Origin of the sequence: Flavobacterium sp. C3NV (assembly GCF_046825355.2) — a bacterium.
Taxonomy (GTDB): domain Bacteria; phylum Bacteroidota; class Bacteroidia; order Flavobacteriales; family Flavobacteriaceae; genus Flavobacterium.
This window is the reverse complement of sequence record NZ_JBKQBJ020000006.1, coordinates 119,644-131,722: the sequence shown is the minus strand read 5'-3', so window position 1 is coordinate 131,722 and position 12,079 is coordinate 119,644. Positions and strand designations below refer to the sequence as shown.

13 protein-coding genes are annotated in these 12,079 nt (G+C 32.3%); 8 read left to right on the top strand and 5 right to left on the bottom strand.

Translation table 11 applies throughout. The features are described from left to right. Positions 1 to 11: 11 nt before the first annotated feature. Together aroQ and ACIDC4_RS10770 are read right to left on the bottom strand one after the other, a co-directional pair. A complete protein-coding gene (aroQ, locus tag ACIDC4_RS10775) occupies positions 12 to 425 on the bottom strand; it encodes a type II 3-dehydroquinate dehydratase (protein WP_194616803.1) in 414 nt (137 codons plus the stop codon). A gap of 208 nt (positions 426 to 633) precedes the next feature. Beyond that, on the bottom strand, positions 634 to 1,197 hold the full coding sequence (locus tag ACIDC4_RS10770) for a porin family protein (RefSeq protein ID WP_395367793.1): 564 nt from the start codon (positions 1,195 to 1,197) through the stop codon (positions 634 to 636). A 287-nt stretch (positions 1,198 to 1,484) separates the two neighbouring features. Between ACIDC4_RS10770 and ACIDC4_RS10765 the strand changes: the two genes are divergently transcribed. From ACIDC4_RS10765 to ACIDC4_RS10735, 7 genes are all read left to right on the top strand, one after another. Continuing rightward, the gene (locus tag ACIDC4_RS10765) at positions 1,485 to 2,006 is read left to right on the top strand and encodes a hypothetical protein (RefSeq protein ID WP_412044397.1); all 522 of its coding nucleotides are present in this window, start codon (positions 1,485 to 1,487) and stop codon (positions 2,004 to 2,006) included. Between the two features lie 211 nt (positions 2,007 to 2,217). Beyond that, positions 2,218 to 2,796 (top strand): porin family protein, encoded by a 579-nt coding sequence (locus tag ACIDC4_RS10760; protein WP_412044398.1) that lies wholly within the window; start codon positions 2,218 to 2,220, stop codon positions 2,794 to 2,796. 180 nt (positions 2,797 to 2,976) lie between these two features. Then, the gene (locus ACIDC4_RS10755; RefSeq protein WP_412044399.1) at positions 2,977 to 3,600 is read left to right on the top strand and encodes a porin family protein; all 624 of its coding nucleotides are present in this window, start codon (positions 2,977 to 2,979) and stop codon (positions 3,598 to 3,600) included. A 181-nt stretch (positions 3,601 to 3,781) separates the two neighbouring features. Further along, the gene (locus ACIDC4_RS10750) at positions 3,782 to 4,363 is read left to right on the top strand and encodes a porin family protein (protein ID WP_412044400.1); all 582 of its coding nucleotides are present in this window, start codon (positions 3,782 to 3,784) and stop codon (positions 4,361 to 4,363) included. 184 nt (positions 4,364 to 4,547) lie between these two features. Then, positions 4,548 to 5,135: a porin family protein gene (locus ACIDC4_RS10745; protein WP_412044401.1), complete on the top strand. Its 588-nt coding sequence runs from the start codon at positions 4,548 to 4,550 to the stop codon at positions 5,133 to 5,135. Positions 5,136 to 5,215: 80 nt separating this feature from the next. After that, positions 5,216 to 6,112: a site-specific tyrosine recombinase XerD gene (xerD, locus tag ACIDC4_RS10740; RefSeq protein ID WP_230032718.1), complete on the top strand. Its 897-nt coding sequence runs from the start codon at positions 5,216 to 5,218 to the stop codon at positions 6,110 to 6,112. A gap of 146 nt (positions 6,113 to 6,258) precedes the next feature. Then, the gene (locus ACIDC4_RS10735; protein WP_412044402.1) at positions 6,259 to 7,782 is read left to right on the top strand and encodes a sensor histidine kinase; all 1,524 of its coding nucleotides are present in this window, start codon (positions 6,259 to 6,261) and stop codon (positions 7,780 to 7,782) included. A 73-nt stretch (positions 7,783 to 7,855) separates the two neighbouring features. On the opposite strand, the gene rny is transcribed toward ACIDC4_RS10735, so the two are convergent. The 3 genes from rny to ACIDC4_RS10720 all read right to left on the bottom strand — a co-directional run bounded on the left by rny (position 7,856) and on the right by ACIDC4_RS10720 (position 10,217). Beyond that, positions 7,856 to 9,418 (bottom strand): ribonuclease Y, encoded by a 1,563-nt coding sequence (gene rny, locus ACIDC4_RS10730; protein ID WP_055091880.1) that lies wholly within the window; start codon positions 9,416 to 9,418, stop codon positions 7,856 to 7,858. 208 nt (positions 9,419 to 9,626) lie between these two features. After that, positions 9,627 to 9,920 (bottom strand): cell division protein ZapA, encoded by a 294-nt coding sequence (locus ACIDC4_RS10725; protein ID WP_041516860.1) that lies wholly within the window; start codon positions 9,918 to 9,920, stop codon positions 9,627 to 9,629. Positions 9,921 to 9,926: 6 nt separating this feature from the next. Beyond that, a complete protein-coding gene (locus ACIDC4_RS10720) occupies positions 9,927 to 10,217 on the bottom strand; it encodes a hypothetical protein (protein WP_065451073.1) in 291 nt (96 codons plus the stop codon). 179 nt (positions 10,218 to 10,396) lie between these two features. Between ACIDC4_RS10720 and ACIDC4_RS10715 the strand changes: the two genes are divergently transcribed. Continuing rightward, positions 10,397 to 12,079: a M23 family metallopeptidase gene (locus tag ACIDC4_RS10715; RefSeq protein ID WP_412044403.1), complete on the top strand. Its 1,683-nt coding sequence runs from the start codon at positions 10,397 to 10,399 to the stop codon at positions 12,077 to 12,079.

Genomic DNA, 12,079 nt, shown 5'->3' with positions numbered 1-12,079 from the left:
TAAATAAAGACCTACAAGAAAGATTGAATCGCGAGATTATAACTTTTTAGTCCAAAGCCTAAAATTACGCCTTTTGCATTGCCCGATAAATACGATTGATGTCTGAAACTTTCACGCGCATAAGTATTCGAAATGTGTACTTCGATTACGGGTGTTGTCACCGCTTTTATCGCATCTCCCAAACCTATTGAAGTGTGTGTATAAGCGCCGGCATTCAAAATGATTCCGTCATAAGTAAAACCAAATTCCTGAATCTTTCCAATCAGTTCGCCTTCGATATTACTTTGGTAATAGGAAAGTTCGATGTTTGGATACGTTTTTTGCAACGTTTCAAAATAATCTTCAAAAGTTTGGCTTCCGTAAACTTCCGGTTCTCTTTTTCCTAAAAGATTCAAATTGGGCCCGTTGATTATAGCGATTTTCATATTTAAGTTATTTTGAAAAGTATTTAGATTTTTTTAAACCATATAAGTAATATAAGTTCATTTAATCTAGGTTACTATATTGTTGATTTTTTAGTGATTGATATTGCAATTGATTTTTGACATTGACATTTGCAATTGAACTTGGTAAAAATAAAAAAACCGTTCTAATTTATAGAACGGTTTTTATAAAAGTATGTGATATATTTTTTTAGAACAACATTATTCCAGCTGAAAGTTGGAACACAGAGTTTTTAAGGTCAGCTTTAGAAGAAACTTCAGTTAAACCAAAACCATAACGGCCTTGAATAAAGATGCCTTCAGTGATTTTTAAACCAAGTCCTGCATTAATTGCAAAGTCAAAAGTTTTAGGATCCTGAGCATCAAATTCTTTCTTATTACTTAATAAGAAAGAAGCCTGAGGTCCTACTTCTAAGCTTAAAGATTTTGTTACATAAATTTTAGCCATTACTGGAATAGATAGGTAACCTAGTTCGTTTTTAAATTCTTCACCCAAATATTTATAGCTTGCACCTTGAGTAGAATATAAAAGCTCAGGCTGAATAGAGAATTTTTCTAACAATTTAATTTCTCCAACTAAACCAACATGATAGCTTGTGATCCCATCTTTGCTATAATCTATACCATCAAAACTTGCATCTCCAGTTTGATTTGCAAAGTTAGCTCCGGCTTTTACCCCAATTTTTAATAATTGTGCTTGAATTGTAGCTGATGTTGCCAGGAACAAAACAGCTGCTAAAATTATTTTTTTCATAAAAGTGTTTTTTAAAATTTGGTATTTTTTAATGTTATCTATTAGTCAAAACTACATTATTTTGATTTTATTGCTTTGTATTTTACTTTAAATAATTAATAAAATTCGCACCCAATTGTGATTTTATAGCCTTCCTTTTTTGTTTTTTTTATCTAAGATATTGACGATCAGTTTATTATTTGTAATTGAATTCTGTCTTATTTTATTAGTTTATAAACTTATAGTGGACTTTTTTTAACAAGTATAAGTTTAGTTTTACGATATTAATAATAAATAAAATTGTAAACATGAAAAAAATTATTTTAGCTGCTATTGCAGTAATGACAGTGGGTTTCGCCAGCGCACAAGAGCAAACTAAAAAAGGAAAATACCTTATTGAAGGGAATACTTCTTTTGGAGCTACAGGAACTGGTAATACAGGTTTTGCATTAAGTTCAGAAGATGGTACAACTTCTTGGAATATTGGTGCAGAAGGTGGTTATTTTGTTATGGATAATTTAGCTGTAAAAGCTGGATTAGGTTATGGAGATACAGGAGCTGATTATGGAGGTTCTATGTTCTCTTATAAAGTAGGAGCTAAGTATTATGTAATTAATAAAATTCCTTTTGAGCTTTCTTATACAGGAGCAAGTGTAAAAGATGCAGATGAGAATCCTTCTTATTTAGGAATTCAAGGAGGTTATGCATGGTTTATTGGAAATAATATTTCTATCGAGCCAGGTCTTCGTTACAACCTAACATTGAATGATAATTATGGAACAGGTAAAGATGTTCTTCAGTTTAATATTGGTTTTGCATTGCATTTCTAATCAAGAATTCTAATAATTTTCAAAAGCCTTCCTAAGTTTTAGGAGGGCTTTTTTTGTTTATGGTTGTTTAATTTACAACAAATTAAAGTTTGTTCGTTTGCTTTTAATAAGGTTAACTGTCTAATTACCACTTTATTTGTTAAATTCCAAATTATTTTTTGTGAAGAATATCTTTATATTTGATCATTAAATTTAACCAAAACAAATTAAAATGAAGAAAATTATTTTAGCTGCGATTGCAGTAATGGCATTTGGATTTGCTAATGCACAACAAACAAGATTTGGAATAAAAGGAGGTCTTAACCTTTCAACAGTAGTTGGTGGAGATGTTGATGATACTAAATCATTAGTTGGTTTTCACGTTGGCGGTTTTGCTGAAATTCATGTTGTAGAGAAATTTTTTATCCAACCAGAACTTTTATTCTCAACGCAGGGAAGTAAATTTGATGGTTTTGGAGGAGATTACGATTATAAATTGAATTATTTAAATATTCCGGTTTTAGCAAAATATTATATAGTAGATAAAAAATTTAGTGTAGAAGCTGGACCTCAATTAGGGGTTTTGTTATCTGCAAAACTTGATGGTGAAGATATTAAAGATTATACAAGATCAGTAGATTTTGGTTTTAACATTGGAGCGGGTTATAGTTTTACTGATAATCTTTCGGTAGGTCTTCGTTATACTATTGGTTTATCTCCTCTTTCAGATAAAGATATTGATAATGAAGATGATTATTACAATAGTGCAAAAAACAGTAACCTTGCGTTATCTCTAGCTTATAAATTCTAATTTTTTTAGAATTAATTAATCTCAAAAACCTTTCTGAAATTCAGGGAGGTTTTTTTATGCCCGAAGTTTTTTTATAACAAGAATTGTTACGTCATTACGCGGAATTTATTATTAGTTTATAAATTAACTTTTAACAGGGATATTCATATATTTGTCAAAAATAATTAACCAAAAAAATAAATGAAAAAAGTAATTTTATCTGCAATTGCAGTGATGGCATTTGCGTTTGCAAATGCTCAAGATGTTAAGTACGGTCTTAAAGGAGCTTTAAACGTTTCAACTTTTACTGGAGATACAGATGGAGCTAATCTGAAATCGCGAATAGGTTTTAATGTTGGAGGTTTTATAGAAATAAAACTTTCTGAGAAATTTGCTTTGCAGCCAGAGCTTCTGTATTCTGATCAAGGAACTAAATTTACAAATATTGGAGATTACTTAGATGGAGATTTTTATACTGGAGATATTAAATTTAATTTGGCTTATATAAATGTACCTGTAATGGCTAAATATTATGTAGCAGAAAGATTTAGTATTGAGGCTGGTCCGCAAATTGGGTTTTTAGTTTCTGCAAAAACAAAAACAAAGTTGGATGGATTTAGTCAAACTGTTGAAAATGATATTAAAGATAGTTTCGAATCAATCGATTTTGGATTAAACTTTGGAGCAGGTTATGAATTTACAGAACATTTTGGAATTGGAGCAAGGTATAATTTAGGATTAGCGAACATCGCAAAAACTGAAGCAGGAGATAATACTAAACTTCACAATAGTGTTTTTTCGTTTTCTGCAGCTTATAAGTTCTAATATTTATAAAAAGATATTTAAAAAGCCTTTCTGATTCAGAAAGGCTTTTTTTTGTAGGAAAAATACATTTTTAATAAGATTTTGCGCCTAGTTACTACAAAAAATGTTAAAATACAAATAATTTTTTGGTAAGTATATTTCTATATTTGCCCTCGAATTAATTTAACCAAAACAAATAATAATGAAAAAAGTTCTTTTATCTGCAATTGCAGTTATGGCATTTATGAGTGTAAGCGCTCAAGAAACAAGATTTGGAGTTAAAGCTGGGGCAAACTTAGCTAATTTTACAGGAGATGTTGATGATTTAGATTCAAAAGTTGGTTTCCACGTTGGAGGTTTTGCTGAAATCAAACTTACTGATAAATTTGCAGTTCAACCTGAGATTTTGTTCTCAACACAAGGAGCAAAATATAAAGAGTCAGGTTACGAAGAAAAAACAAACTTAAGCTATTTAAACATTCCAGTAATGGCTAAATACTATGTTGCAGAAAAATTTAGTCTTGAGGCTGGTCCACAAATTGGATTTTTATTGAGTGCTAAGTCAAAGTTTGACGGTGGCGGAGAATCTGGAGATGTAGATATTAAAGATGGTTTGAAATCAATTGATTTTGGTGTAAACTTTGGTGCAGGATATGATTTTACTGAAAATCTTTCTGTAGGTTTACGTTATAACCTTGGTTTATCAAATATTTCTGATTCAGAAGAAGGTGATGGAAAGATTAAAAACAGCGTTTTCTCTTTATCTGTAGGATACAAATTCTAATCTAATTAGATAATTTCATACTAAGAAACCTTCCTGATTCAGGAAGGTTTTTTTTATCTCTACTTGTTACAGTTTTGAAAACTAATGAGTTAGTTGGGTTATGTTGAGGATAAATTTTTATATTTGTATAAGAATATTCTGTTTTTTATTGTTGTTTTTGTTCATTAATTTTAAATTTATAGAAATGAGAAAAATTACTTTATCAATTGTAACATGCATGGTATTTGTGTTTGCGAATGCCCAGTCAACCAGATTTGGAGTAAAAGGAGGGCTTAATATTTCAAATTTTACAGGTTATCAGGAAGATGTTAAATCCTTAGCCGGTTTTCATATTGGGGGATTTGCAGAAATAAAATTTTCGAAAAAATTTGCAATTCAGCCTGAGTTTTTGTTTTCTACACAAGGTACCACGATTGAAGGTTTTGATGGAGATTCGAATACCAGTGTCAAACTGAATTATTTAAACATTCCTGTTTTAGCTAAATACTATATTACAGATGCTTTTAGTGTCGAAGCCGGGCCACAGATTGGGCTTTTATTATCAGCTAAAAGTAGAGGCGAAGACATTGGTGATTTGTATAAATCGTCAGACTTTGGTCTTAATCTAGGTTTGGGGTATAATTTTACAGAAGATTTTTCTATAGGTTTACGTTATACCATTGGGCTTTCTGATATCGCAGATGTTCCTGATGATTACGATGATTATCCTGATTTCTATAATGCAAGCTTTAAAAACAGCAACTTTGCACTATCGTTAGCTTGTAAATTTTAAAATTTACAACGACATAATTTTATAAGCCTTCTTAATTCAGGAAGGTTTTTTTATGTCTAAAAATGTTTTACTTTGTAAGTATGAATTGGAACCGATACATCAAAGATTATCAATCGTATTTAAGGATCGAAAGAGGACTGTCTAAAAACACTATCGAAAATTATGGTTTTGATATCGAACGACTGTGTCTTTTTTTAGAGACCAATCAAATTGAAGTTTCTCCTTTAAAAATTAATGATGAAACGATACAGCAATTTATTTATGCTGTTGCCAAAGAGGTTAATCCGCGTTCGCAAGCCCGGATTATTTCAGGTTTAAAAAGTTTTTTTAATTACCTGGTTTTTGAAGATTACAGAAATGACAATCCGCTGGAATTAATCGAAACACCCAAAACTGGACGTAAATTACCGGATACTTTATCGGTACAGGAAATTGATGCGCTTATTGCTGCGATTGATTTAAGTTCTAACGAAGGTGAACGAAATCGTGCCATGTTAGAAACCTTATACGGTTGCGGACTTAGGGTTTCAGAACTGGTTTCGCTAAAAATATCGGATTTGTTTTTTGATGAAGGGTTTATAAAAATTACCGGAAAAGGAAACAAAGAACGTTTTGTACCTATTGGAAAATTGACTCAAAAATACATACAGATTTATCACAAAGAAGTTCGCGTAAATCTAACGATTAAAAAAGGTCACGAAGATACTTTGTTCCTGAACCGAAGAGGAAATCAGCTTACTCGTGCCATGATATTTACCATTATCAAAGATTTGGCGGTAAAAATCAATTTACATAAAAGCATAAGTCCACATACTTTGCGCCATTCATTTGCTACTCACTTACTTGAAAATGGTGCAGATTTAAGATCGATTCAATTAATGTTAGGTCATGAGTCTATCACAACTACTGAAATTTATGTGCATCTGGATCGAAGTTTTCTAAAAGAAGTGATGCATTCCTATCATCCTCGAAAATAATTTTTTTTGCGATGACAAGTCATTTTAAGCGAAAATTTAATATATTGTGATGTATTTTCTACTAAATGCAGATAAGATCGACAAACAGCGCTTTTATTGTTTTAAATGTTATTTTGATCACTAAATTTAAGTAAAATAAGTAGCATATGGTTTTTGATTTATATGGAAATGAGGACTGCTTAGAGGTAAATAATTTTTATAAGAAGTTATTTGCAGAAATGCCTGATTTGCTTTTTCAGTTTGTTATTGATTGTGATAACAATTATACTTTTCCACTTGTCAGTAAATCTGCTGATGAAATTTTTGAGCTTACAGCCGAAATGTTTTTAACTGATCCCAAACTCATTATTTACGATAGAATTTATCCTCAGGATCGCGATTTCTTTTTTGATTCATTAGTCAAAGCGCGAAGAGAAGTAAAACCCTGGGAGATTGAATTTAGGGCTGTTCTTCCAAAAAAAGGATTGCGTTGGTTTAAAGTTTCTTCTAAAACCGAATTGTCTCCTTCAGATGGCTGTGTGAGTTTTTATGGTCACGTTTCTGATATTACAGAATTGAAAGATAAAGAAGAAAAGCTGCGTATATCCGAAGAGCGTTTTCAGTTTGCTCTTGATGCTTCTACGGCCGGAATCTGGGATTGGGATATGGTGACCAATAATGTTTTTTATTCTTCATTATCACTTAAAATTCTGGAACTCGAATCGACTGATATTTTTGATGATCCGGAACGTTGGGATAAAATTGTGCATCCGGATGATTTGCCTAAATATTATTCGGATATTCAGGAACACTTTGATAATAAGATTCCGTATTACGAAAATTACCATCGTGTAATGACGTCGAGTGGTAATTATAAATGGATTCTGGATCGCGGAAAAGTGATCAAAAGAGATGAAAACGGAAAACCATTACGTGTTATTGGTACGCATACCGATGTTTCTTTACAAAAAGAAAAAGAGTTAGAACTTTTAAAAACCATGAAATTATACAGCGATCAAAATAGCCGACTGGTGAATTTTTCGCATATTGTTTCGCATAACTTAAATACACAAGCCGGCAACATTAAATCGATTTTAGACTTTATTGATGCTGATATTGAAAGACAAACCGTAAATGAGATGCTGGAACATTTAAGGACCGTTTCGAACGACTTAAATGATACGATTTCAAATTTAACTCAGATTGTAAAAACACAAAGCAATATTAATATTGCGGTTGTATCCTTAAAACTTTGTGACTATATCGACAAAACGATCTCGACTATAAAAGGGTTTGATAAACAAAAGAATGTTACGATAATAAATAATGTTCCTAAGTATTTGACGATTAATTTTAATCCGGCTTATATGGAAAGTGTTTTGTTGAATTTTGCCACAAATGCCATAAAATATGCGCATCCGGATCGAGACCCTGTTATTGTATTTGATTTTTCGATTGAACCCGAAGGACATAAATCCTTAAAAATTACCGATAACGGATTGGGTATTGATTTGAATGTATACGGTGATTTATTATTCGGTATGTATAAAACATTTCATAAACATCAGGAAGCCCGCGGAATTGGCTTGTATATCACCAGAAATCAAATTGAAGCGATGAAAGGGACGATTTCTGTTGAAAGTGAGGTTGGAGTAGGGACTAGTTTTAAAATCATCTTTAATGATGTTTAAAATCCTAAATTGATATAAAATAATAAAGGCTATCTGTAGAAGATAGCCTTTATTATTTTATAGTGTTTCGAGATTACTTCGCAATATTCACTGCTCTTGTTTCTCTAATTACAGTCACTTTTACCTGACCCGGATAAGTCATTTCGGTTTGGATTTTTTGTGAAATTTCGAATGATAAGTTTGCTGCATTGTCATCAGAAACTTTTTCGCTTTCTACAATTACACGAAGTTCTCTACCAGCCTGAATTGCGTATGCATTTTTTACACCGCTAAAACCGTAAGCTACTTCTTCAAGATCTTTCAAACGCTGAATGTATGAATCTAAAACCTGACGTCTTGCGCCTGGTCTTGCTCCTGAAATAGCATCACAAACCTGAACGATAGGAGAAAGTAATGATTTCATTTCGATCTCGTCGTGGTGAGCTCCAATGGCGTTACAAACTTCTTCTTTTTCACCATATTTCTCCGCCCATTGCATACCTAATAATGCGTGAGGTAAATCACTTTCAGTATCCGGAACTTTACCAATATCATGTAGTAAACCTGCTCTTTTTGCCAGTTTCACGTTAAGGCCTAATTCGGCTGCCATGATACCACAAAGTTTAGAAACTTCTCTGGAGTGTTGCAATAAGTTTTGTCCGTAAGAAGAACGGTATTTCATTCTACCTACAACTTTAATTAACTCAGGGTGTAAACCGTGAATTCCTAAATCAATAACGGTGCGTTTACCAACTTCGATAATTTCGTCATCGATTTGTTTAGCCGTTTTAGCCACAACTTCTTCAATTCTTGCCGGGTGAATACGTCCGTCAGTTACCAATTTGTGCAATGACAAACGTGCAATTTCTCTACGAACCGGATCAAAACAAGAAAGAATAATAGCTTCCGGTGTATCATCAACAATGATTTCTACTCCTGTTGCAGCTTCAAGCGCTCTAATGTTACGACCTTCACGACCAATAATTCTACCTTTTACATCATCAGATTCAATGTTGAAAACAGATACGCAATTCTCAACTGCTTCTTCCGTTCCAACTCTTTGAATAGTGTTGATGATAATTTTCTTAGCTTCTTGTTGCGCTGTAAGTTTTGCCTCTTCAATAGTATCCTGAATATGAGACATTGCTTTACTCTTAGCTTCAGCTTTTAAGCCTTCAACCAATTGTTCTTTTGCTTCTTCTGCAGAAAGTCCTGAAATTACTTCAAGTTGTTGCAATTGACTTTTGTGTAATTTGTCAACTTCAGCTTGTTTTTTGTCTAAAACTTCAATTTTGTTATTGTACTCGTTTGTTTTAGCTTCAAAATCGTCGTTAACTTTTTTGGCTTTAGAAAGTTCGTTAGAAATTTGAGATTCTTTATCGCGAACTCTTTTTTCTACTTCGGCTACTTTTTTATCTCTGGCTAAAATTACTTGTTCGTGCTCAGATTTTAATTCAATGAATTTTTCTTTTGCCTGAAGAATTTTATCTTTTTTAATGTTTTCGGCTTCTAAATTAGCATCTTTTAAAATTGAAGAAGCTTCTTTTTTTGCGTTCTTGATTAGATTAGAAATATTGCTTTTTTCGATAATTTTAGCGATTGCAAAACCTGCTGCAATCCCTATTATACCTGAAATAATGATCGTTATTATGTCCATGTTTGTTAAAATTTATATATAAAAAAAGCCTACATTAATTGCTTGAATAAACTCGTAAAGACAAGTTTTGAGCTAACTCACTGTTCAAGTTTCCTTGCCGAAGCATGGCATACTATAGTAGCGAAGATTCACTCACTTTAATTTGTTAGTGTTGAGTTTACCAATTGTGAACTAATGTAGGCAGTATCTTAGTTTCTGTAAAGAACGTTTAATTTTCGAGATATTGATCTAATAGCGAATTTAATCTTTTAATTCTTTCGATGGTTTCTTCTCCATCGATTGCGTTATCAATTTGTTTTTGTTCTACTTGTGATGCAAATTGCAAGGCACACATAGCCAGAACATCTTGTTTGTCACGAACTGCGTAACTTTCTTCGAATTGCTTGATCATAGCATCAATTTTTTTTGAAGCACTTCTAAGTCCTTCTTCCTGAGTAGGTTCTACCGTTAGCGGGTAAACCCTGTCTGCAATTGATATTTTAATTCTTAGCTTTCCGTCCATGTCTTTCTAGTCTGATAGTTGTGCTATACAGTAATCAATTTCGCGAATTAATGAATTTATTTTAAGCTTTGTCTCTCTCTTGTTATTGTCGCTGCCGAGCAACGAATTGGCTATTTTAAGTGTATCATATTGCTTTTTCAAAGCCTCCATTTCTTCAGATTGTTTCTGGATAATTTGCGCAGCTTTGGCTAGTTCTAATCGTAATACCTGATTATTTTTTTCTAGAGCTTTTGACTTCTCAAAAAGCTTTTCGACTTTATATTCAAGAGTATCAATTATTTCTGCAATTACACTCATTGTAAATCCTATTCATTACTTAATCATACAAAGTTAGTATTCCTTTTTATTAATGCAATTTTTTATCGATTTTTTTACATTAAAAATAACCAATTAAATGAAATTCAATCAATTGTATTTTTGTAGCTTTTTACTCGGTTTTGGCCTCTTATTTTTTTATCTTAGCAAAAATGTTGCTTATGAAATTCTCACTACTTGCCCTGTTTTTTTGCCCTTTTATTTTTGCTCAAACGCAATATCCAAAGAATGATTTCCGCGCACCGCTTGATATCCCGATGCAGCTTTCCGGTAATTTTGGGGAGTTAAGGCCCAATCATTTTCATGCAGGATTCGACTTAAAAACCAATCAAAGAGAAGGATTAAGTGTACACGCAATTGCTGACGGATATGTTTCAAGAATAAAAATTTCGACTTTTGGAAACGGAAAATGTATTTATATTACGCATTCAAATGGGTATACTTCAGTTTATGGACATTTACAAACTCCTGTTGGTGAAATTCTGGATTATGTAAAAAAAACGCATTATAAAGAAAAAGCTTATGAAATCGAAATGTTTCTTAAGCCAAACGAATTGCCTGTTACAAAAGGGCAAATAATTGGACTTTCCGGAAATACAGGTTCATCTGAAGGGCCACATTTGCATTTTGAAATTCGCGATAGTAAAACAGAATTTGTGATCAATCCGATGTTTTTTGGATTTGATAAAGATATTAAGGATACTAAAAAACCTACGCTTTCTGGTTTGTATGTTTATCCTTTAGACAATGCAACGGTGAATCAGTCGAAACAGCCTTTGTTGGTGAATATGACGCTTCAAAAAGACGGAACTTATCTGGCAGGAAAAGTAAAAACAAACGGAAAAATTGGTTTTGGAATTAATGCTGTTGATACCGATGATGTTTCTCATAACAAAAACGGTGTTTTTAATGTTTCCAGTTTTTTAAACGGAAATCAAAATTACAATTGTCAGTTTAATACCTATTCGTTTGACGAAATGCGTTACATCAATGCCTTTATTGATTATTCGCGATATAAAAAGACAAGTCAGCGTGTTCAGAAACTTTTCATGAAAACGCCTTTTGCATTAAGTATTGTTAAAACAGATTCAGAACGTGGTATAATTTCGGCTCAGCCAAATCTGGCTTCTACTTACAGAATTGAAGTTTCTGATTTTTACGGAAATCAAAATTCAATTACAGTTCCAATTGAGTATGATACCGCAACACCGCTTGTGCAGGCAGAACCTTTTACGTCAAAATATTTTATTAAATATAATAAGGACTCCAATTTCGAGAAAGATAATATGTCGGTTTTCTTTCCTGCAGGAACTTTCTACGAAGATTTTAATATGAATTTTGATGTAAAAAATAACCGAATTTACATTCATGATGATACGGTTCCGGTACATTCAAACTTTACCATTACTATTAAGGACAGTACTTATCCTGAATCTTTGCGTGATAAATTGTATATCGGGAAAGGTACAAGTTATAACGGAACCATTAGAAAAGGAGATGTTTTTACTGCCAAAGCCAAAATACTGGGCCAATACGGTTTGGTTCTCGATACAATTGCTCCTGTTATAAAAATTGCCAAACCTGTTGAGGGAAAATGGATCAGCGACCAGAAAAAAATCGATTTTACAATTAGCGATGCTGCATCAGGCATAAAATCATATAATGGATATTTGAACGGTAAATGGGTTTTATTTGAATATGAAAATAAAGCCAGAAGAATTTCGCATACTTTTGATAATGAATTTTTGCTGGAAGGAGAAAACGATTTAAAAATAGAAGTCATTGATAATGTGGGTAATTCTGCTATCTTTGAAACTCGTTTTTTTAGAAGTCAACCAAAATAA

Excerpts from the sequence above, each read along its gene's own strand:
- aroQ (WP_194616803.1), bottom strand. The coding sequence starts at position 425 with ATGAAAATCGCTATAATCAACGGGCCCAATTTGAATCTTTTAGGAAAA.
- ACIDC4_RS10770 (WP_395367793.1), bottom strand. The coding sequence starts at position 1,197 with ATGAAAAAAATAATTTTAGCAGCTGTTTTGTTCCTGGCAACATCAGCT.
- ACIDC4_RS10765 (WP_412044397.1), top strand. The coding sequence starts at position 1,485 with ATGAAAAAAATTATTTTAGCTGCTATTGCAGTAATGACAGTGGGTTTC.
- ACIDC4_RS10760 (WP_412044398.1), top strand. The coding sequence starts at position 2,218 with ATGAAGAAAATTATTTTAGCTGCGATTGCAGTAATGGCATTTGGATTT.
- ACIDC4_RS10755 (WP_412044399.1), top strand. The coding sequence starts at position 2,977 with ATGAAAAAAGTAATTTTATCTGCAATTGCAGTGATGGCATTTGCGTTT.
- ACIDC4_RS10750 (WP_412044400.1), top strand. The coding sequence starts at position 3,782 with ATGAAAAAAGTTCTTTTATCTGCAATTGCAGTTATGGCATTTATGAGT.
- ACIDC4_RS10745 (WP_412044401.1), top strand. The coding sequence starts at position 4,548 with ATGAGAAAAATTACTTTATCAATTGTAACATGCATGGTATTTGTGTTT.
- xerD (WP_230032718.1), top strand. The coding sequence starts at position 5,216 with ATGAATTGGAACCGATACATCAAAGATTATCAATCGTATTTAAGGATC.
- ACIDC4_RS10735 (WP_412044402.1), top strand. The coding sequence starts at position 6,259 with ATGGTTTTTGATTTATATGGAAATGAGGACTGCTTAGAGGTAAATAAT.
- rny (WP_055091880.1), bottom strand. The coding sequence starts at position 9,418 with ATGGACATAATAACGATCATTATTTCAGGTATAATAGGGATTGCAGCA.
- ACIDC4_RS10725 (WP_041516860.1), bottom strand. The coding sequence starts at position 9,920 with ATGGACGGAAAGCTAAGAATTAAAATATCAATTGCAGACAGGGTTTAC.
- ACIDC4_RS10720 (WP_065451073.1), bottom strand. The coding sequence starts at position 10,217 with ATGAGTGTAATTGCAGAAATAATTGATACTCTTGAATATAAAGTCGAA.
- ACIDC4_RS10715 (WP_412044403.1), top strand. The coding sequence starts at position 10,397 with ATGAAATTCTCACTACTTGCCCTGTTTTTTTGCCCTTTTATTTTTGCT.